This window comes from Flavobacterium sp. KBS0721 (assembly GCF_002007065.3).
Lineage (GTDB): Bacteria > Bacteroidota > Bacteroidia > Flavobacteriales > Flavobacteriaceae > Flavobacterium > Flavobacterium piscis.
This window is the reverse complement of the sequence record NZ_CP042170.1, coordinates 4,629,749-4,652,843: the sequence shown is the minus strand read 5'-3', so window position 1 is coordinate 4,652,843 and position 23,095 is coordinate 4,629,749. Positions and strand designations below refer to the sequence as shown.

Genomic DNA, 23,095 nt, shown 5'->3' with positions numbered 1-23,095 from the left:
TTTTCGGTCAAGCCGAATAATTAAAAATGTAAATAAAGAATATGGAAGTTAAATGTATTATTTTCGATTGTGACGGAGTTCTTGTAGATACTGAAAAAATTGGTAACGGAATCATGCTTGAAATGGCAGCAGAATATGGTTTTAAGATGAAACTGGAAGATGCATATCGCGATTTTAACGGTCGTAAATTAAAAGAATGTTTCCTGTATATCGAGAATGCTATTGGGAAAAAACTTCCCGATACTTTTGAAGCAGATTATCGTGAGAAAAGTTTTGAAGCTTTCAAAACGCAGGTAAAACCAATGGAAGGCATCGTCGAATTTCTTAATAAATTAAAAATCCCTTATTGTGTAGCTTCAAGCGGTCCGGTCGAAAAAATCAGACTGAATCTTGAAGTGGCAGGTTTACTGGATAAATTCGAAAATAAAATATTCAGTTCATACCAGATTAATAGTTGGAAACCAGATCCCGAAATTTTTCTGCACGCTGCAAAAGAAATGGGATTTGAAGTTAAAGATTGTATCGTAATCGAAGACAGCAAAGCCGGAGTAATTGCCGGAATTAGCGGTGGATTCAAAGTGTATGGTTTTGCCAATGGTTATAACAATGAAGACTTAGAAAAAGAAGGCGCGGAGCTTTTTCATTCTTATGAGGAGTTAGCTTTTTTGTATTAAAAAGTTTCAGGTTTCAAGTTTCAGGTTTCTGCTACTTTTAAGGTATTAGCTTTGTCAAAGTTTTAAACTTTGACAAAGCTTTTCGCATTTTTAAGCATTATATAATAATCTAATTTTCTCATTACCAAATTCTTTAATTAAAATGTAATTTGTTACATTAAAATAAATTTTTATATATTTGATTATAGAGATTCATTTTTTCTGATGCTTTTAATTATCAAATTATAATTTTAAAAGTAGTAATAAGAATGTCTTTTTTGCTTAAAAATGCCTTTTCCCAAAGGGGTATTTTTGAGACTGTAGCTCTTAAAAAGCTACGAACTAACCTACAGACCGAAACAAAATGACAAAATTTTTACTTAGAATTTTAGTTCTATGGATATCCCTTTTGTATCCAATTGTTAATGCCCAAATTAAGAAAATTGGAGTTCCTTTTATCACCAACTATAATCCTAAAACTTATAAAGCCGCTTCAGAAAACTGGGATGTTTTGCAGGATTCGAAAGGCATGATGTTTTTTGCGAATCATTTTGGTATTATGCAATTTGATGGCGTGAGATGGAGTATTGTGGCACAGCCGGAAAATAAAAGTATGGTGCGTTCTCTTGCGATCGATAACAATGATAAAATGTATGTTGGTGCTCAGGGCGAATTTGGTTATACGGTTCAATTACCAAACGGGCAATATAAATATACTTCTTTAGTGAAATTACTTCCGGAGTCTGCCAGAAATTTTGGTGATGTATTGCATACGGTTATTCGCCATAAAGAAGTAATTTTTTTCTCGAATGAAGAACTTTTTATTTATAAGAATAATAAAATCAAAGTAATACGATCTGAGGCCAAGTTTGATGAATTTTTTGAAGTTGGCAAAGTAATCTATGTTTCAGACAATGTAAAAGGTTTGCTGAAATTAGAAAATGATGTTTTGATTGAAATTCCGAACAGTAAAGAATTTATAGGGATGAAGATCAGGAAAATCTTTGAAACCAATGAAGGTTTGATCATCCTGACACAAAAGAAAGGTTTATTAATTTACAAAAACAATCAGTTGAAATCTTTTATGACCGAAGCGGATAATGTATTGAAACAGAATCAGATCTCAATAGGGATTTTACTTTCTGATGGCTATTTCGGAATTGGAACTCGTCAAAACGGATTGATAGTTATTGATAGTAAAGGAGATTTAATTCAGCACATCAATAAACAAACAGGTTTGCAAAACGATTATGTGACCAACCTTAAAATGGATAGGGAGGGTAATTTATGGGTTACCTTGAAAGATGGTATTTCGATGATTCAGATCACGTCGCCGTTATCAAAAATACTGGACACGTCCAATTCAGAAACCAAAATATATTGCAGTCAGATTTATCAAAACAAACTCTATATCGCTACTGATAATGGCGTTTTTTGGCTGGATTGGAATGCTTACAAAAATGGCCAGCATGAGAATGTTCATTTTCAGCATATACCAGGAATGTCTGAAAACGTTTGGAATATTGGCATTTTTGGAAACTCAATTTTGGCTTTTGAGAAGAATGGAGTTTTTGAAATCAAAGGCAATTCGGCACAATTGTTAGCCAGAACAGATGGCGCCTGGCAAGGTGTTCTTATTCCGAATCATCCTGATTTATTGCTTGTTGGCGGTTATAACGGTTTGTATTTATTAAAACAGATCAATAATTCCTGGGTGTATCAGCATAAAATAAAAGGTTTTGAAGAAAGTAGCAGAGTAATTGTAACCGATCAAAATGAGAATATCTGGATTGCGCATGGTTACAAAGGAATCTTCAAAATGAGATTGAATAAAACATTTGATGCTGTTTCGAACATTGAATTTTATAATGGTAAAAATGGTTTTCCGTCTAGTTTGTTTTTAAATAATTTCAAAATTAAGAACCAGATTCTTTTTGGAACCACAAAAGGCGTTTACAAACAAGATACTCATTCAAAGAAAATGATTCCTGACAATAACTTCAAGAAATATCTGGGAATGAATAGTCATATTCGTTTGCTTAAAGAAGATTCTCAAAACAATATCTGGTATATTTCTGGAGAGAATACGGGAAAAATGAGTCAGAAAGCAGATGGAGGTTTCACTATCGAAGAATTGCCTTTTCGAAAACTGAGATATTTATACATTCCGGGTTTCGAGAATATTCAGACCACTGCAAACGGAGATGTGTTTTTTGGAACACAAGAGGGTTTAATTCATTACAACACCACCAAAAACAAGAAATATCAATCGAAGTACAAAGCAATAATTTCTGAGGTTAAATGTATTTTTCCAAAAGACAGTTTGTTGTTTTCCAGCAGATACGATGTACTTCCAACGAATACAGAATCGGCAAATACATTTTCGCCTGTTTTATCGTATTCGAATAACGCTTTGCACTTTTCGTTTGCTTCACTTTGTTATGATGAAGCTGATGCAACTAAGTACGAATATTGGCTGGAAGGTTTTGAACCTAAATGGTCAGACTGGAATCTTCAGACCGAAAAAGAATATACCAATTTGCCGGAGAACGAATATATTTTTCACGTAAGGGCAAAAAATATTTATGATGTTGTCAGTGAAGAAGCTGTTTTTAAATTTGAAATTCTGCCACCATGGTACAGAACAAACTGGGCTTATATTTTGTATTTGATATTGTTTGGTGTTTTGATTTATACGATTATCAAATACCAAAAAAACCTGGCTGAACGCGAACGTGACCAGCTAATCCTGAATCAGGAAAAGGAATTGCTCCGAAATCGCGCCGAATTAAACGAGCAAAAACTGGCGTTAGAACAGGAAAACATGGCCATTATGAAGGAGAATCTTGAAACAACGATTAATCTCAAAAATGCCAAAGTAGCTTCGAATACGGTGAATTTGATTCATTTAAATGAAATTTTACTTTCGATAAAAGAGCTTATTGGTCAGATTGATAAGAACAACGATTTTAATACCAATTTTGGTTTACTAAAGAAAATCAACCGAATCATTGATCACGAATTACAAGGAGATCAGCACTGGAACGAGTTTGAAGAAATTTTTAATCAGCTGCATGATAATTTCATGCAACGATTGAAAAGTAGTTTCCCGGAACTAACTCCGCGTGATATGCGTTTGTGTGCGTATTTACGAATGAATTTTAATACCAAAGAAATTGCACCGCTTTTGGGAATTTCTGTTCGAGGAGTTGAAGATACGAGATATCGTATTCGTAAAAAATTACAGCTTTCATCAGAAGCAAATATTACGGAGTTTATTTTGAATTTTTAAATGTGTTTATTTTTTATCGCAGATTTGGCAGATCGAGCAGATTTTTTTAATCTTTTTTATCCCTTAATCTGTGGCTAAAATTTTTCACGCAGATTTTAAAAAGATTTAAGCAGATGCGCGCAAATGATTATCAAAATTTAATCTGCTCAATTTGCAGAGTAAAGCATTAAAGAAGCTCCGGAGGAGCGTAATATTTATAGCTCATATATACGTTCTTCGGATTAAAGCTCCAGCGGAGCGATATCTAAATTCATTTTTTCTCGCAGATTTGGCAGATCGAGCAGATTTTTTAATCTTTTTAATCCCTTAATCTGTGGCTAAAATTTTCACGCAGATTTTAAAAATATTTAAGCAGATGTGCGCAAATGATTATCAAAATTTAATCTGCTCAATTTGCAGAGTAAAGCATTAAAGAAGCTCCGGAGGAGCGTAATATTTATAGCTCATATATACGTTCTTCGGATTAAAGCTCCAGCGGAGCGATATCTAAATTCATTTTTTCTCGCAGATTTGGCAGATCGAGCAGATTTTTTTAATCTTTTTTTTCCCTTAATCTGTCGCTAAAATTTTTCACACATATTTTAAAAAGATTTAAGCATGTGCGCAAATGATTATCAAAATTTAATCTGCTCGATCTGCCAAATCTGCGTGAAACAATAATTATTTAATCTGTGGCTGATTTTTTCAAACAGATTTTAAAAAGATTGATGCAGATTTGTGCAGATGTTTTATTTTATAACATATTAATTCTAAAAGTTCCAGATTAATCGCAATTATAACCGCAATCTTGTCATCCCGAGGAACGAGGGATCTCCGCAAGTAATTCTACAAAGATGGGCTACATTTGTTACGGAGTTTCTTGCGAAGATTTCTACTCCGTCGAAATGACAAACTAAACGCAAACTGCATTTTCTTTTATGTTCCTACAATAAAAATCCATCTTCTATCGGTTTATAACCAACACATAACGAATTTTTTACTATCAGTAAAATCCTAAGTAGATTTACGCTTTTTGCGGGCTAATTATTACATTTTTTTACAAACACCGTAGTCAAACCGTATTGTAAAATGTAAGTCTTGCCTGATTTATTTGTTAATATTGTCTCATTATTATTACAATAACAATCTGTTTTTACAAACCAGGTATTTATTGTGCTAGTAATCTTTACTAACAAATAACCTAAAAACAAATGAAGCAAAAAGACTCTTTTTTCGGCCGACCACCGAAAAGCAATTACAATGTAAAAAGGTGTTTAATGTTACTCGTTCTTGCATTATCTCCATTACTAAAAGTTCATTCACAATGCAACACCTTAATTTGGTCGGATGAATTTAACGGAACGACCGTAGACGCGACCAAATGGCAAAGTATTTCCGGAAACGGCTGTCCGTCACTTTGTGGTTTCGGAAATGCCGAAGCCCAGCGTTACGATCCTAATCAGGCCACCATTGTCAAGGAAGGAACAAACAGTTATTTGAACATTCAGGCAAAATACGAACCCAATGCTGCCTTTCCGTCACAGCCGTATTCGTCAGCCAAACTTACCACAGAAGGTAAATATGCCATCAAATACGGAAGAATCGAAGCCCGTATGAAATTATCTAACGGAATGGGCGCATGGCCCGCTTTCTGGATGTTACCTGCCGGAACGTCAAACTGGCCCTTTACTGGCGAAATTGATATCATGGAAGCCAAACACAGAAGCCCAAAATCTGTAGACGGAACGCTTCATTATGACGCAGGTGGCTACCATTATACCGGAAGAAGTTATTCTTCACCCACGGATTTATCTAACGAATTTCACGTTTATGCGGTAGAATGGGGACCAAACATGATTAAATGGTTTATAGATGGTACTTTATTTCATACTGCTACGCCACAAACGACCGTAAATGGGGGATGGCCTTTTAATGATCAACAGTTTTATATTATTTTAAATCTGGCCGTTGGTAGCGGCGGAACGCCTTATACAAGTGTAAACGGAGCAGGTGTAGAACCAATTCCGGCTGACTTTCCGGCAAAATTGCAAGTAGATTACGTTCGCGTTTACAACGGTAGTTTTACGTATGGCGTTTTGGGCGATGCAAAAGTATACCATAACGAAACGGGTAAAACGTATTCGATCAATGCGATTCCCGGAGCGACTTATAATTGGACCGTTCCGGCTGGAGCATCCATTACTTCGGGGCAAGGTACCAATACAATCACTGTAAATTGGGGAACTACAGGCGGAGATGTTTCTGTAGCGACTACAGTTTCAGGATGTGCCAGTAATACTTATAAATTGGCCGTTGTAACGGAAGTACCTTTACCGGTAGAAAGAATCTACGAAGATTTTCAGTCGAATAGAAATATCGTCTACGGACTTAAAACAGGAGTTTTGACAGAAGCGGTGGCAAATCCATCTGCTACGGGAATCAATACTTCGGCTTTGGTGGGGAAATATGTTCGTAACGCCTCTGAATTGTATGATGTTATGAATATCAAAAATGTAACGATTAGTAATGCGAATGATTATGTGTATGGCAGAAAAAAACTTTCTTTTGATATCTATACCTCGGCACCTGTTGGAACTAAAATCTCGATGCAACTCGAAAATAGTTTAGTAACCACGGCAACGAATTTCCCTTCAGGGAGACATAGCGGTTACAAGGCCACAACTACAGTTCAGAACAAATGGGAAACTATTGAATTTGAATTCGAAAAAGTAATTGACGCCAATACAAGCGCTTTATCGATCAATAATGTAGTATTTCTTTTTGAATCGAATTCGAATACCGGAACTACATATTATTTTGATAATTTACTTACTAGAGCAGCACCGGAAAAACCAATTATTGCTACAGATGTTCTTCAGAATTATGATGGTATCAATAAGATAATTAAAGGAACTACAACCGGCGTCTATTCTGTTGTGGCAAATCCGGGAGCCAATGCGGTTAACTCGTCTGCGAATGTGGCGAAGTATGTTCGAAATATTACCGAACAATATGATGTTCTTTTCTTTAATACGCAAGGTACTATCGAAGATGCAGGTTTATTAAAAAGTCAGACCAATAAAATCATGATTGATGTTTATACTACCGCGCCAATTGGTACAGTGGTTAGTCTGAATTTAGAGAATAGTGCAACATCGCTTCCGGCAAATTTCCCTACAGGAAGAAACAGTAATTATGTTGCCATCACCACCAAACAGAATCAATGGGAAACGCTGACTTTCTATTACAATTCAAGTCCGGATCCGGGAACATCCAATCTGGCGGTCAATCAAATGGTGATATTAGCCAATTCAGGTTCTTTTACAAACGATACTTATTATTTTGATAATATCAGAATTGGTTCTACTAAATTACCGGATACTTTTACGCCCGGAGTCGTTTACGAAGATTACCAAACCGTTCATAATATCACGTTTAGGGATGCCATTGGAACCTATACGGCAAACACACCAAATCCAAGTGCAAGCGGAATAAATACATCTTCAAATGTTGGAAAATATGTTAGAAAATCGACTGAATTGTATGATAACTTTTCTTTCAATACCACTTTAAATAATATTGGAGATTTCAAAAGCGGAACCAAGAAATTCGCTATGGATGTGTATACCTCTGCGCCGGTTGGATCTGTGATTTCATGGCAGGCAGAAAGCAGTGCTTCGGTTCCTTCTAATTATCCTGTGGGAAGACATAGTATTTATCAGGGTGTTGTAAAACAAACCAATACGTGGCATACGATTACGTTTACTTATGCGAGCGCTCCGGATGCATCGACATTAGATACTGAAGTAAACCGTTTTGTGTTTTTGTTTGAACCGGGAACAAATTCAGGAAATACGTATTATTTTGACAATATCAGAGCAGTAAATTTAGTGGGAACAGAAAATCCTCCGGCAACTTTACCAGCGCCGTGGGTAAGCACCGATTTAGGTGCTGTAACTCCAGCGGGAGAAGCCACTAACGCCAGCGGAACTTTCACGATAAAAGGATCAGGAACTGATATTTGGGAATCAAGCGATCAATTTCAATTTGTAAACCAGCCAATTACGGGCGATGCTGAAATTATTGCCAAAGTAAATTCGTTAACCAATACCAACACTTATGCAAAAGCCGGAGTAATGTTTCGTGAGACACTTACACCAACGTCTAAACATGCTATGACCGATATTACGGCTGCAGCTGGAGTAGAATTTTTATCCAGAGATGTTGTTTCTGCAATCACAACGGCTCAGACAGCTACAGGAACGACTCCAAAATGGCTTCGAATTGTAAGAGCAGGAAATGTATTTACGTCTTATACTTCAGATAATGGTTCTACCTGGACACCATTAGGTACGCCAAGAACAATTGCTATGGCCAATACTATTTATGTGGGAATGGCAGTAACTTCTCATGCAAACGGAACTTTGGCAACAGGAGTTTTTAGCGATGTTATTGTTCGAAATATCACGCCGCCAACGAACAATGTCAATTTGGCTTTAGCCAAAACAACTTTAGCTTCTTCAGAAGAAAATGCAACTTATTCTTCGGCGAAAGCTACAGACGGAGATGCAGGAACAAGATGGGCGAGTAGTTTTGTCAATGCAAGCGAATGGATTTATGTTGATTTGGGAAGTAATTACAACATCAATCGTGTGGTCTTAAAATGGGAAGCAGCTTTTGCGACCCAATACAAAGTGCAAATTTCGACGGATAATGTTTTTACCGAAAATGAAACTGTAAACACACAAACGGCAAGCGACGGAGGAACAGATGATTTGACTGTAAGCGGAACCGGAAGATACATTAGAGTTTTATGTACGGCGAAAGCTTTGGCTCCATACGGATATTCTCTATTCGAAATCGAAGCTTATGGATCTGCTTCTACAGCTAAAAAAGCTGCGGTTGCAACTGAAGAAACTGATGCAGCAAGTACTGCATTTGCAGTATATCCAAACCCGGCAAGCAATTATATTCAATTGGCAATACCTGAAAAATTAGACAACAAAGTCGTAACGATTTATGATGATTCAGGAACATTGCTGGTAGAGAAAAAACTGAATGCTGATGCTAAAGAAGATGTCATTGATGTAAGTAGACTTAGAAGAGGAATTTACATTTTGAACTTTAAATCCGATCAAAAAAGCTGGTCTAAAAAACTGATCAAGCAATAATTTAAAACCCAGTTGGGTGTAATGATCCTTAATAGTTACATCCAACTTTTATAAATAAACTCGTAGTTATGATTCTTTTTAACACATAGAAACATAGATTTTGTTTGCGAAAAAGGCATTTCACTTTATATAAAGGCACATAGATATCTATGCGAAAGAAATGGATTTCTTTTTTGTATACTTTTTCATCCATAGAATCTATGTTTCTATGTGTTTAAATAAATTTTCCGAATTAAATGCGACGAGTTATAGCTTAATATTTTCTCATTCTTACTAATGAATTAAAAACAAGTTTATTAACCCAAACAATTTTAAACAATGAGAAATTTTAAATTACAAAAAAGGTTTTTTACCGCATTGCTTCTGGCATTGCTATGCAATTTTATGTACGGGCAGGGCCCAATTCCGTTTACGATAAGTAATACGTCAACATTTAATGACAACGAATTGTATGTCGCCATAGTGGGTATTGATTACAATACCGGAAACCACGTTTGGGTCAATGCCAAAACGAGTCAGGTATTGCCTATGAGTGCTTCTTACAATACCGTTACTGGACCTACAATTGGCGGAAATACCGGACCTGGACAAAACTCGAAATATGCCAATTGTTTTACCAAATTAAGTGAAATCCCAAACAAAACTTTTACGCTGCCTCAAATTGCAGGCTGCAGGGTTTTTATTGCCAAAGGGCAGCAATTGTATTTCTACTTTTTTGGTGCAAGCGGCGCTCCTTCAGGATATACATCACCAAATCCGTTGAATGCTACAGACCCAAATCAGGGCATTTTGTATGAGATCATCGAATTGACGAATAATCAATATGGTTTCTTTGGAAATCCATCGAGAGTTGATTCGTATAAATATCCAATGGGATTAGAGTTATTTGGTGCCAATGGATATCAGAAAAGAGTAGGTGAATTAAAAAAACACGCCGATATTGTGGCGGCTTTCAAAGCCAATGTGCCATCAGAATTTCAGGGTTGTGTCAATAATACAACGGGCGAAATTACGGCACCATCAAAAACTCCCGCTTTCGCGGATGGAACCGGAGGAACTTCTGTGGGAGCTCAGGCCAATTATCTAAAATCTTATATTGATGCCATTTGGAACAAATATAAAAATGAAGATTTAATTTTTTATGCCGGAGATGCCGGAGTTTTCAAAGGAAGAGTGATTGGAGAACAATTAGAAGTTGTTGGACAATCCGGAGGTTTTGTTGGCAGAACAGGAAGAGTTCAAAACAGACCATCAACTCAGGAAGCCCTAGAAGGAAAAGGTGTTCTGGACAGAAGATTGGTCGACGGAGATTTGGATCTTGTGGTTCAGGCGCAATTAACGGCGGCGATTAATCGTCATGTGGTAAATGTTACAACTCCTAATCCGGGGCAGCAAAACTGGTACGATGCATCGAAATTTTATCAGGTGAATCCAACCAATCATTATTCTAAATTCTGGCATTTAACGGGAATAAGTGTAGATAATCTGGCGTACGGATTTGCTTATGATGATGTAGCCGATCAGTCGCCATCGCTTCATTCGCCTCAGCCAACAAAAGTAATTGCTACGTTTGGAGGATATGCGGGATCTACGCCATCGGTTCCGGCTACTACAGATGTTATCACGGTATATAAAGATTGTAACTACACGGGATTTTCCGGCGGATTGACTATTGGAGATTATAATCTGGCGCGTTTGAATACTCTAGGAGTTTTAAACGATGATATTTCTTCGCTTAAAGTGGCTCAGGGTTTTCAGGCGATTTTGTATCAGGATGATAATTTTACAGGAGCTTCAACAGTAATTAATTCTGATAATGCTTGTTTGAATGCCACATGGAATGATAAAGTGACTTCGATTAGAATTCTGGCAAATGGAGTAACTATTTTGAATAATCAGACCTTTTATCTTCAAAACAGAAACAGCAATTTGTACATGGATGTATGGAATGCGAATTTATCGAATGGTGCAGCGATCAATCAGGGCGCTTTGAATTCAGGCAACAATCAGAAATTTACCTTCACGCATTTGGGAGACGGATTGTATAAAATCATCGCCAATCATAGCGGTCAGTCTTTAGACGTAAACAATTTTAGTAAAGCAAATGGTGCGAAAGTAGAGCAATATCCATACAATGCAACTACCAATCAGCAATTTGTATTAGTTGCAACTGGTGATGGATTTTACAAAATTGTAGCCAGACATAGTGGTCGAATCGTTGAGGTTGCAGGAGCAAGTACAGCTTCTGGCGCGGTCGTTCAACAATGGGACAATAACAATCAAACGTGCGGGCAATGGAAACTGGTTCCGGCAACGACTTCTCAAACTTCTGTTTTAATTCAGGCCGAAGATTATTCTGCCATGAGCGGTATTCAGGTTGAAGCGACTACAGATACAGGAGGAGGTTCAAATGTTGGTTATACCGAAACGGGTGACTGGTTGGCTTATAACAGTATTAATTTTCCAACGACTGGTTCTTATTTAATAGAATATCGTGTTGCAAGCGGTGTAACGGGAGGTAAATTATCATCTGATTTAAACGGAGGAACTATTGTTTTAGGCAATGTTGATATTCCAAACACAGGAGGATGGCAAAACTGGCAAACCGTATCTCAGACGGTAAATGTAAATGCAGGAACGTACAATTTTGGAATCTATATTCAGAATACCGGAATGAATATCAACTGGATGAAAATTACAAAAGTGGGTGCGGGTTTAACAGCTAAATCAGCTCAAGTTCCAATCGTTGAAGAAGAAGTTGTCGAAACAGCATTGAACATCTATCCAAGTCCGGTCGAAAATACACTTTATATTACTACGGATGTCAGCGGAGGAAATGTAAGCATTGTAGATTCTCAGACTGGAACTGTTTTTTCCGGACGAAAAGTCAATAATAACAGTTTAGATGTTTCGTATTTACGACGAGGCATTTATTTGATAGTATTTGAAAAAGACGGCCAAAAAACGGTGAAACGTTTTATAAAGAAATAAGCTGTTGGGTGTAATTATTTTAACACATAGAAACATAGAATTATAAAGATCAAAAAAGGCGTTTCACTTTGCATTAAAAAACATAGCTATGTGATAGAAACGAGTTTCTTTTTAATGTTCTTTTTTCAAACAAATAAAATCTATGTTTCTATGTGTTTAATTAAGATTTTTATGGATTACACCCAAGGCATTAAAGAATAGTTTTAAAAGAGATTTTATATCTAAGACTTTAGATTTTTAGGTCTAAAGTCTAAAAATTAAAATTATTTTCTCCCCCGAGAATTTACATATCTATTAATCTATTAAAAAATGTTACTATGAAAAACAATTACAAAGTGATCCAGCTAAAATGGATCTTGATTTTGGTTCTGGGTGTTGTTAACTTATCAGTTGCCCAAAAAAAAGTTATCGCTTATATCCCCAATTGGGTAGATCTCAATGCTTTTTCGAGCAGCGTTCAGTACAGTAAACTGACGCACATTAATATTGCTTTCGAAAATCCTGATGCCAATGGATATCTGTCTTTTAATTCAGGAAGTAATACCATTATTAATGCGGCACATGCTCAAAACGTAAAAGTTTTTGTTTCCCTTGGAGGAGGCTCAGTTTCTGAAGGAGGCGCTATTCGTGATAATTATTTCAATTTGATTAAAGCTGCCAACAGAACAGCTTTTATTCAGAAAATCTACGATTATGTTGTGACTCATAATTTTGATGGTGTCGACATGGATCTTGAAGGTCCGGCAATTAATAGCGATTACGGAGGATTTGTAATAGCGCTTGCGGCGAAATTGCATGCTAATGGAAAACTAATTTCGGCAGCGCTTTCAGAAGGATATGGTGGTGCAAATGTACCTGCATCTACTTTTGCAGCTTTTGACTGGATTAATATCATGGCATATGATGCAACAGGACCCTGGCAACCGGGAAACCCTGGACAGCATTCTCCGTACAGTATGGCAGTAAACCAGTTTAATTACTGGACAGGAAGAGGTTTACCAGCAAGCAAAGCGATTATTGGACTTCCGTTTTACGGATATGGTTTTGGAGCTTCTGCCAATCAGGGAATTTCTTATGCCAATATTGTAGCGCAATATCCTGGAGCAGAAAATCTGGATCAGGTAGGAAACACGATTTATTATAATGGGATTCCAACCATTAAAGCAAAAACAACATTCGCAATTCAGAATGCGGGCGGAGTTATGATTTGGGAATTGTCTCAGGACGCGACCGGTGCCAAATCATTATTAACAGCCGTAAATCAGGTTATTACCGGAAGTAATCCACCAACAGGCACAGGAACTTTAATACAAGCAGAAAGCTACTCTTCGATGAACGGTATTCAGACAGAAGCAACTACAGATACAGGCGGAGGCCTTAATGTTGGTTACGCAGATACAGGCGACTGGATGGCATATTCGAATGTTAATTTCCCAACTTCTGGTTCTTACGTAATCGAATACAGAGTAGCAAGTGCTGTAAATGGCGCGAGAATTTCATCTGATTTAAATGCGGGAACGATTCAGTTGGGGAATGTTAATATTCCAAACACAGGAGGTTGGCAAAACTGGCAAACGGTTTCTCAAACCGTAAATGTAAATGCCGGAACTTATAATTTCGGGATATTTATACAAAGTTCTGGTGTGAATATCAATTGGTTCAGAATCACGAAATCGGGAGCAGGTTTAGCTGCAAAATCTGCAGCTTCAGAAGAGTTTGTGGCTTTAAATGTATATCCAACTTCTGTTGATAACACACTTTCTATTACTCAGGATGTAAGCAATGCGAATATGAGTATTATAGATTCTCAAACCGGCGCTGTTGTTTCAGGTTCAAAAGTAAACAACAATAGCATAGATGTTTCTCTTTTAAAATCAGGTATTTATTTGATTGTTTTTGAAAAAGAAGGTACACAAACCGTGAGACGTTTTATTAAAAAATAAGATTTAATTGATAAGATTTAATTTTTAATCTCGCAAAGTGGCAGAGTCGCAAAGAAAATAAAAAGCTTTGTTTCTTCGCGGTTAAATTCGCAATTACACATATTGTTAGTTATGTTTATTTCAACCTTTGTCAAACTTGTAGACTTTGAGAAGGGTTAAGACAATCTTGTCAGAAATGGCAAGATTGTTTTTTTATACCGGTTTCCATTTCCCGTTTTCTTTCGCAATATCAATAAGTTTTTGTCCGTGTTCTGTCATTAAACCCTGTTTTTGATTATTAAGGTTTAACCACGAAGAACGCTAAGATTTACGCTAAGTTCGCAAGGATTTTTTTTTTAATCGCGCAAAGTCGCGAAGGCGCAAAGAAAATAAAAACTTTGCGCCTTCGCGACTTTGCGCGATTATTACGCACCAGCTACAAAAAAACTTTGCAAACTTGGCGTATCCCGATAGCTATAGGGATCGCGAACCTTGCGGTTAAATCAACTTCACGGCACAGCAGTAATAATTATCATTCCGTAACAATACGATAAAGGATTTTAAAGTTTTAATTCATAAAATTGCAAATCGTTTTAAAAAATCCCCATTTACAAATTCTAACCTATGATTTTTAAATTTACTTCTCCTTATAAATATTGTCTTCTTTTTCTGTTTTTTGTTTTATTAAGCACCACAATTTCAGCACAAAAACAAAAGAATCTTGATGGCGTTCAGGTTGCTTTTTTATCTGATGTTCATTTACAGGATTTGTTCGGAACATTTTCTGATAATGATTTTAAAGGCATTTTGAATACGAAAACCGGAAAATATACGTTAATGAGAACAATGGCGTCTCAGTTGCATTCGACCCGAATTTTCAATGAGAACTATTTTGCTTTCATTGCAGCTTTAGAAGATATCGCAAAAAGAAAGATAAAATATGTTGCTCTTCCGGGAGATTACACAGATGACGGTCAGCCGATTCACGTAAAAGGCTTAGAGAAAATTTTAGATGCATACAGAAAAAAATACAATATTGAGTTTTTCATTACCACTGGAAATCACGATCCCGTTGGACCTTTTGCTCAGGAATCCGGTAAAGAAGATTTTTTAGGAAAAGACGGTAAAAGCCAGCCCATTTATAGCAAAGAAGGCCTCTATAAGCCAAACTTAACCATCGAACAGCCTGTTGTTGTGACCGCCGATATTGCTAAAATGGGTTATTTGGGAATTACTGATAATCTCAAAAATTTTGGTTTTTATCCCAACAAAAAAAATAAATTCTGGGCAACACCATTTTCAACTTATACTTCTAAAGATTATAGTTTCGAAAAAGCATCAAAAGCCGCCTTATTATCTAATAGAGTTTATAATGTAACGCCTGGATTTGAAGTTCCGGATGTAAGTTATGTAGTAGAACCTGTCGACGGACTTTGGTTAATGGCAATCGATGGGAATGTTTATATCCCTAAAAAGAACGACGGAGATCCAAAAGATCCTAAAAATTATTCGGAAGCCAGTACGGGTTATAATAATGTACTTTCGAACAAAAAACATCTTATAAAATGGGTCGAAGAAATTTCGGCGCAAGCCAAACAGCAAGGTAAAACTTTGATTGCTTTTAGTCATTTCCCGATGATTGATTTTAATGATGACGCTTCCGCGGAAATAAAAGAGTTACTTGGGCCAAACAAATGGCAATTGAACCGTGTTCCGGTCGAAGAAGTAGCACAGGTTTTTGCAGATGCAGGATTGAAGATTCATTTTGGCGGTCACATGCATATTAATGATACAGGAGCTCGTACAACAGCAAAAGGAAATACTTTGGTCAATATTCAGACACCATCATTGGCAGCGTATATTCCGGCCTATAAATTATTGACAATTAAAAAAGATAATTTGGTAGACATTCAAACGATTACAATCGATGAGGTTCCGCGATACGATGAACTTTTTGATTTGTATAAAATGGAATATCAATTCTTAGCAAGTCAAAATACAAAAGACATCTGGAATATTGATATTTTAAAAACCAAAAACTACCATGATTTTACCGATTTTCATCTAAAGGAATTAGTTCGTTTGCGTTTCCTGAAAGACGATTGGCCGGAATCTTTCAAGAATTTTATTCTAAATATTTCTGCAAAAGATTTATTGGTTTTAGCCAATATGCAATCGGATAAAGATTTTGATGTGATTTTAAAAAACAAAGAAAATTTTAAAAAAGAATGGTCAGAAGCTGAAAGTAAAACAGATAAACTTTTGTCTGAAAACAACCTAAAAAGACAAGATTTCAATTGGACAGGTTACGATTTATTAGTCGATTTCTACCGTTTCAGAAGCGCCGATGAATTGGCTTTAGTTGATGTTGGAACTGAAAAGGCAAAACAATATAAAGTAGTATCGCAGTTATTTTTTGAAAACCATAAAGAAGATGCATCAAAAGAAAAACCATTGCTAAACCAAATGCGATTATTTCTGATCATCTTTAATAAATTCATGCACGAAGTTCCTGCAGATCATTTTAGTGTCGATTTGAAAACGGGGGAGATTAAGAGTTTGAAATGAGGATTGGCACACGGATGATACAGATTTAAACGGGTTTAGCACGGATTTTTTATTTTATAAATTAAGTATAATCACAATTTTGTTATTTCGACGTAAGGAGAAATCTTCGTAAGTAACTCCGTAACGAAAGCTAATCTTTGTCGAGCTTCTTGCGAAGATTTCTCCTTACGTCGAAATGACAAAAAATGAGAATAAATCAGCGTTAATCCGTTTAAATCTGTATCATCCGTGGCCAAAAAAAAAGCCTCAAGTTTCACACAAAGCAAAACTTGAAACTTTAAACCTGAAACAAAAAAACTATTCCCCCCCAGTAACCGGATTCACTCTTACATAACTACCATCATCATATTTGATCTGATAAGGAGAATTGAAGAAAGTGCTTGGTAAATAATAATCTGTTGTGATGACTTGTGCGCCGGATTTCTTGGCAGCTTCAAAGTGCGTATAATCATTTTTGCGCGCTTCTTTGGTATCAGAATCTGCTCTTGTACGAATGATATATCCTTTTTTGACTAAATCTGTAATTTTTGGATCTTCAGAATTACCTATCATTAAAGTTGCTGCTTCTGGTTTTCCTGGTTCTGCACAAATAAAAGCGGAGCGTCCTTTTAAGGATGGATGATTCAATGCATACATATCTCTTTTGGCTCCGTTGTTATCCAAAATAAATAAAAATTTTCCTTTTGCTTTTTTCAGTGTTGGCCAATTGTTGTGCAAAACCGCTTCTTCGAGTGTTTTGTATTTTCCGCGAACCATATCCGGTGTAATGAGTTTATTGCCTAAACCTTTGCGGAGTTCAGCATCTAAAGCATCAAATAATTCAGGTGTAAATTTCTCTGCTTTTGTCCCCATGAAACTATCGTCATCTTTGGGTTCCAATGTGATAAAAACAGGAACGTGATCCGGATTTGCATCAGACCATTTTTTTAATTCTGCAAGAGCATTTTGAAGGGTGTAACACGATGTTCTAAAATCAATATCAATCATGTGAAAAACCTTAAAACCAGGTTTCTTCATCTCCCCATTTGGGTCGTAAACTTTTTCAGATTTTACCAGATCCAAACCTTTTGGGTGCGCATATTTTCCGCCTTTAGGATCTCCCTGAACATCAATTTCAAGATTTCGTAAACCTTTGTTCAATTGATCGGTAATTGAAATATGCGTGTATTGCAAGCCTTTTAGAGAACGCGAAGTGTCTTTTGCCTGAATAAAATTGTATAAATCCGGTTCGATATTCTGGCGGTAACTATTATGAGAACCTATTACTTGTATTTGATTGATTTTTAACTTGTCATTTGGAGTCTGTGCATTACAATGCAGCGCGCCTGCAATAAATAGCGTAAGGAGAATTTGTTTCATGTTTTTTTGAAGTGTAATTTTTTATTAATACTGAGGACGCAGCACAAGAAAATTACCTTTTTTAGAAAGTACTAATGTAAAGACAGGATTTGATTTTTATGTTATTTAAAAAAAAAGAAATCGCAACCTGATTGTCATCATTGCCCGAAAATAGTAGTATTTCTACATCAGAATAATTCTTTATTTAATTTAAAGATAACGTTCAGGCAAAAAACTTTGGTATAACATTTTATTATTTTACATCACCAAACAGTCCCGAAATAAGCTATGAAAAATCCTGAAGTATTTGAAAAAACGTATAATGATTACTGGAAAAAGCTTAATGCGTTTTCGTATACGATGACTCAGGATAAAGACTTGGCACAGAACATTGTTCAGGATGTTTTTATCGATTTATGGGAACGAAAAGATGACATTACTATAAATGCCATCGAGCCTTATTTGTTTCGTGCGGTAAAAAATCAGGTATTTAAACATTACCAGAATAATAAGTTCGATAAGACGATTCTCGAGGATAAATTCGAAGATTATATTATTGATAATTTCAGCTCGATCGATCCTGAATTAATGGATTTACTTTATTCTTTATTAGATAAACTTCCGGAGAAACGAAAAGAAGTTTTATTAATGTATAAATTTCAGGACATGTCAATCGATCAGATTGCAGAAGAACTCGGAATTTCAAAACAAACGGTAAAAAATCAAATTTCTTCTGCTTTAAAACAATTGCGTGAAGGCCTGAAAGACCTTGCCTGGCTTGCTCCATATATTATTTTGCACAAAACTTTTTAAGATAACTTTCTGTTAATGGTTTCATAATATTTCGCGATAGTACGATTTTACATTTCTGGTACTTATTAATAATAACAAGTATTATGGTAAAAAGAATCAAGCATAGTTTAGAATATCTTATCAATAAAAGTTCCCGACATAAAACTTCAAGAGCAGAAGAAGATTTGTTGCATAATTTTACTTTAAAGGAATATCAAAAATCAAATTGGGACGCATTGTCAATGGGAAATCCCGACGAAGTTGCTCAGGATATTTACAACAATATTCAAATTAGAATAGGAAAGAAGAAAAACTTCAATCCTTATTTACAATATATGGCAGCTGCCAGCATTCTTTTTCTGGTTGGTTTAGGTTTTTACTTTAAGCTAGCTATCGTAGCCGAAAAACAATTATCATTTAAAACGTCAGATACCCCCAAATCTATCCAATTAAGTGACGGTTCGAAAATTTATCTGGCAGCAAATTCATCATTTCAGTATCCTGAAAAATTCAAGGGCGAAGAGCGAAATGTTTCTTTATTAAAAGGAAATGCATTTTTTGAAATAGCCAAAGACAAAAAGCATCCTTTTATTATCAGCTCCGGCGAAATTAAAACGAAAGTTGTGGGAACTTCATTTCACATTCAAATGTCAAAATCAAAATGCGAAGTGATTGTAGTAACCGGTAAAGTAAATGTTTCTGCAAAAGGGCAGAGCGTAGATTTGGTTCCAAATGAAGAAGCTTTGTTTACAGCACAAAAATTAACCAAACAAATGGCTGAAAAATCCTATTTGGTCAATTGGTACAATACAGATGTTACGCTCAATCAAACAACTTTGCAACAAGTAATTAAGGTTTTACAATATAAATACGGAGTTTCATTTCAGTATGATAATAAGCTCGTATTGGCAACGCCATTAACGGTGTTCATAAAGAAGGACGCATCATTAGAGAATGTTTTAGAACAAATAAATTATATCACAAACCTAAAATTTAAAGTTTATGGCGAAATAGTAAAAGTGGATTAAAAACAAAAAAGCAGTTGCTGAGAACAACTGCCATTAATAATTAAGTATCGTAAAAAAAACCAATAACTTAAATCATGTATTTTAAACCTTCTTATTTAAATCTAAAGAGTTTCATCTTTTTAGTACTAGCGTTACTGACCATTGAGAGTGGTTTTAGTAAAACTAATTCATTAAAAAAATCAAAAATAGAAAATAAAATAGAGAAAGCTACACTTGTTTCTATTTTTTCGAAACTGAGCGCGAAAACGGATTATAAATTTAGCTACGGACAAGCTATTATTGCTGATAATACCACGTATACAGTAAATTACACAAATGAATCTGTGGCGTTAATTTTAAGTGATCTTTCTAAAAAAGCCAATTTTAATTATAACATTAATGGTAAATTGGTTTTAATTCAGAAGTCAGCTGCGCCAAAAGCGGTTTCTGTAAAAGCAGCAGACAAAATTAGAGTAAAAGGAAAAATTGTTGATGAAAACAAGTTGCCAATTCCTGGTGCAACAGTAATCGAAAGCGGTACTTCAAACTCAACTGTTACTGATTTTGACGGTGTATTTGAACTTTCTGTAGGAGAAGGAAAAAATATCGAAGTTTCGTATGTAGGGTATACCACAAAAGTTCTTGCTGCACAGGCTGGTTTTATGACTGTTCAATTGGAGCCAAGCACTGCTGAATTGAGCGAGGTTTTAGTTATGGGTTACGGAAAACAAGCTAAAAAAGATGTTACCGGAGCTGTTACACAATTAGAAGCGGGTAATTTTAAACAAGGTGTAAACGTTTCTGTAGATAATCTATTACAAGGAAAAGTTGCGGGTGTTCGTGTTGTGAATACAAGCGGAGAACCTGGTGCTGGTGTAAACGTTACCATTCGTGGAGTTGGATCTATCAGAAGCGGAAGTACACCTTTATTTGTTGTTGATGGTATGCCATTGTCTAATGATGATACAAGCCCTGCCGGAACTAATGTTGGTTTTGGAGGTTCAACGGCAAAAAATCCATTAAACTTTTTGAATACAAGTGATATCGAATCGATTACGGTTCTTAAAGATGCATCTGCAGCGGCTATTTACGGAGCAAGAGGATCTAACGGAGTTGTTTTGGTTACCACTAAAAAAGGATCTAAAGGCGAAGGAACATTAACGTTTGACTCTTATATGGGAGTTTCTACTGTTGCTCATAAATTAGATGTTCTAGATGCAGGCCAATATAGAAACGCGATAAAAGATAAAGCATTTGATCATGGCGGAAACACAGACTGGCAGGATGTAATTTTTAGATCTGCAATTACTACAAACAATGCTTTGTCTTTTGCAAAACAAACTGAATCAGGAAATTATTATGCATCTGTTGCACAAATGGATCAGGAAGGTATTATTCATAACAGTAATTTCAAACGTCTTTCGGGTAGAATTAATGCTGCTGAATCATTTTTAGACAACAAACGTTTAAAACTAAAATTGAATCTTACTGCCAGCCAGACTACAGATGATGGCGTTCCAACAAGTGATGACGGTGGTTCTAACGGACAATTGATCGTGCATACTTTGATGGCTAACCCAACCAGATCAGTTTTTGATGCTAACGGAAAGTACACCAATTTTAATATGAACGCGCATTATAACCCAGCTTATTTATTAAGTATTTATGAGGATCAAACGCGTACATTAAGAGTTTTAGGAAATCTAGAGGCTTCTTTCAGAATTATCGACGGATTAGAATATAAATTAAATATTGGTGTAGATCGCTCTACATCAGAAAGAAATACTACAATTTATCCAAACCTTACCGATTTAAATCCAAAAGGTAAATATGTTCAGAACAATCTTGATTCAAAAAATTCATTGGTTGAGCATTATCTAACTTATAATAAGGCATTCGATAAACATAAATTTGAAGTTCTTGGCGGATTCTCTTATCAAAAATTTGAAAGATCAGGAACAAGTTTCAGTATTGATGGAATTTCAGCTCAGGGAGCAGGTGTAAAACCATCTATTAATCCTGGTTTTGCAGGAACGCAGTCTGGTACAACAGGTTATGCTCAGGAAAACGAATTGCAATCTTATTTTGGAAGATTAAATTACAGTTTCGATAATAAATATTTATTGACAGCTTCTATGAGAGCTGATGGTTCTACACGTTTTGGAGATAATAACAAATACGGTTATTTCCCTTCATTTGCTTTAGGATGGAATATTTCTAATGAAAATTTCCTGAAAGATTCTAAAACAATAAATAACCTAAAGCTTAGAGCAAGTTGGGGACAAACAGGAAATCAGGAAGTTCCCAATAAGCAAACTAAGGCAAGTTACTCTTTGGCTGGCCCGGACGGATATTATTTAAATGATGATTTAAATCTTGTAAATGGTGTTTCTGTTTCCAGAACAGCAAATCCAGATTTAAAATGGGAAGTTGTTACACAATATAATGTAGGTCTTGATTTTAATTTATGGAATGACAGATTTTATGGAACTGTAGACTATTTTAATAAAACAACTACAGATGCTATTTTGTATATACCTTCAACTCCTTTGAGTCAGACAAAATTTATCTGGACAAATATCGACGGTAAAATTGTTAATAAGGGTATTGAGATTATGCTGGGTTCTAAAATCATCGATAGAAAAGATTTTACCTGGAATGTTGATGTGAATGGATCTACATTAAACAACAAAATTGAAAACTTACCGCTTTCAGAAATCTTAACAGGTGCTATTTCTGGTCCTGGACAATCAGGTGTTAACGCTAATATTTACAAAAGCGGTTATGCGGCCGGTTCATTCTATTTGTTAGAGCATACTGGTTTTGATCAAAATGGAGCAAACATATTTAAAGACCAGAATGGAGATGGTAAAATTGATAACAGCGACAGGATTATTATCGAAGGAGCTTTACCCACTTTTTACTACGGTTTCAACAGTGATATGAGATATAAAAACTTTAGTTTTTCATTCTCAATTATCGGGCAAACAGGCGGTTATTTGTTGAACAATACAGGGTTGAATGCTTTAAATATTAACAACTTAGCATCAGATCGTAACGTGGCAACAGGATATTATGAGTCAGGGGCAAATCCAACAAACTCACCAATTTTGTCTACGCTTTTCTTAGAAAAGTCTGATTTTATAAGATTAAATGCGGCGCGTATAGGTTACAATTTTGATTTGAAAGGATTGAACTGGATTAATGGCTTAACACTTTATGTTACAGGAAATAACCTAATTACAATTACAAATTATACAGGATTTGATCCATTAGTAAATACGCCTAAAGCAACCGACGGAAACCAATCTATTGGAATTGATTACGCAGCTTATCCAACTTCGAGAACGTTCAGTTTCGGAGCAACTTTAAAATTATAAAT

10 protein-coding genes are annotated in these 23,095 nt (G+C 35.7%); 9 read left to right on the top strand and 1 reads right to left on the bottom strand.

Features of this window, described 5'->3' with window-relative positions:
• The first annotated feature begins 41 nt into the window (after positions 1–41).
• The 6 genes from B0M43_RS19665 (at position 42) to B0M43_RS19640 (ending at position 16,576) form a co-directional block, all read left to right on the top strand.
• The gene (locus B0M43_RS19665; RefSeq protein ID WP_078007859.1) at positions 42–674 is read left to right on the top strand and encodes an HAD family phosphatase; all 633 of its coding nucleotides are present in this window, start codon (positions 42–44) and stop codon (positions 672–674) included.
• A gap of 343 nt (positions 675–1,017) precedes the next feature.
• Positions 1,018–3,945, top strand: coding sequence for a triple tyrosine motif-containing protein (locus tag B0M43_RS19660; protein ID WP_078007858.1), 2,928 nt, complete (start codon positions 1,018–1,020; stop codon positions 3,943–3,945).
• A gap of 1,256 nt (positions 3,946–5,201) precedes the next feature.
• Complete coding sequence (locus tag B0M43_RS19655) at positions 5,202–9,095, top strand: family 16 glycosylhydrolase (RefSeq protein WP_246860154.1); 3,894 nt, start codon at positions 5,202–5,204, stop codon at positions 9,093–9,095.
• Positions 9,096–9,413: 318 nt separating this feature from the next.
• Entirely contained in the window at positions 9,414–12,086 is a 2,673-nt protein-coding gene (locus tag B0M43_RS19650) for a beta-1,3-glucanase family protein (RefSeq protein WP_078007856.1), read from the top strand.
• Positions 12,087–12,403: 317 nt separating this feature from the next.
• A complete protein-coding gene (locus B0M43_RS19645; RefSeq protein WP_078007855.1) occupies positions 12,404–14,029 on the top strand; it encodes a glycosyl hydrolase family 18 protein in 1,626 nt (541 codons plus the stop codon).
• 603 nt (positions 14,030–14,632) lie between these two features.
• A complete protein-coding gene (locus tag B0M43_RS19640; protein WP_078007854.1) occupies positions 14,633–16,576 on the top strand; it encodes a metallophosphoesterase in 1,944 nt (647 codons plus the stop codon).
• 297 nt (positions 16,577–16,873) lie between these two features.
• On the opposite strand, the gene B0M43_RS19635 is transcribed toward B0M43_RS19640, so the two are convergent.
• Positions 16,874–17,935, bottom strand: a complete 1,062-nt coding sequence (locus B0M43_RS19635) for a phosphatidylinositol-specific phospholipase C1-like protein (RefSeq protein WP_078007852.1) — start codon at positions 17,933–17,935, stop codon at positions 16,874–16,876.
• A gap of 267 nt (positions 17,936–18,202) precedes the next feature.
• Here B0M43_RS19635 and B0M43_RS19630 point away from each other — a divergent pair, with 267 nt between their 5' ends.
• The 3 genes from B0M43_RS19630 to B0M43_RS19620 all read left to right on the top strand — a co-directional run bounded on the left by B0M43_RS19630 (position 18,203) and on the right by B0M43_RS19620 (position 23,093).
• Entirely contained in the window at positions 18,203–18,727 is a 525-nt protein-coding gene (locus B0M43_RS19630) for an RNA polymerase sigma-70 factor (RefSeq protein ID WP_078007851.1), read from the top strand.
• 83 nt (positions 18,728–18,810) lie between these two features.
• On the top strand, positions 18,811–19,734 hold the full coding sequence (locus B0M43_RS19625; RefSeq protein WP_078007850.1) for a FecR family protein: 924 nt from the start codon (positions 18,811–18,813) through the stop codon (positions 19,732–19,734).
• Positions 19,735–19,808: 74 nt separating this feature from the next.
• Positions 19,809–23,093: a TonB-dependent receptor gene (locus B0M43_RS19620; protein ID WP_078007849.1), complete on the top strand. Its 3,285-nt coding sequence runs from the start codon at positions 19,809–19,811 to the stop codon at positions 23,091–23,093.
• Positions 23,094–23,095 lie beyond the last annotated feature (2 nt).

Coding starts and splice junctions, on each gene's coding strand:
- B0M43_RS19665 (WP_078007859.1), top strand. CDS start 42: ATGGAAGTTAAATGTATTATTTTCGATTGTGACGGAGTTCTTGTAGAT.
- B0M43_RS19660 (WP_078007858.1), top strand. CDS start 1,018: ATGACAAAATTTTTACTTAGAATTTTAGTTCTATGGATATCCCTTTTG.
- B0M43_RS19655 (WP_246860154.1), top strand. CDS start 5,202: ATGTTACTCGTTCTTGCATTATCTCCATTACTAAAAGTTCATTCACAA.
- B0M43_RS19650 (WP_078007856.1), top strand. CDS start 9,414: ATGAGAAATTTTAAATTACAAAAAAGGTTTTTTACCGCATTGCTTCTG.
- B0M43_RS19645 (WP_078007855.1), top strand. CDS start 12,404: ATGAAAAACAATTACAAAGTGATCCAGCTAAAATGGATCTTGATTTTG.
- B0M43_RS19640 (WP_078007854.1), top strand. CDS start 14,633: ATGATTTTTAAATTTACTTCTCCTTATAAATATTGTCTTCTTTTTCTG.
- B0M43_RS19635 (WP_078007852.1), bottom strand. CDS start 17,935: ATGAAACAAATTCTCCTTACGCTATTTATTGCAGGCGCGCTGCATTGT.
- B0M43_RS19630 (WP_078007851.1), top strand. CDS start 18,203: ATGAAAAATCCTGAAGTATTTGAAAAAACGTATAATGATTACTGGAAA.
- B0M43_RS19625 (WP_078007850.1), top strand. CDS start 18,811: ATGGTAAAAAGAATCAAGCATAGTTTAGAATATCTTATCAATAAAAGT.
- B0M43_RS19620 (WP_078007849.1), top strand. CDS start 19,809: ATGTATTTTAAACCTTCTTATTTAAATCTAAAGAGTTTCATCTTTTTA.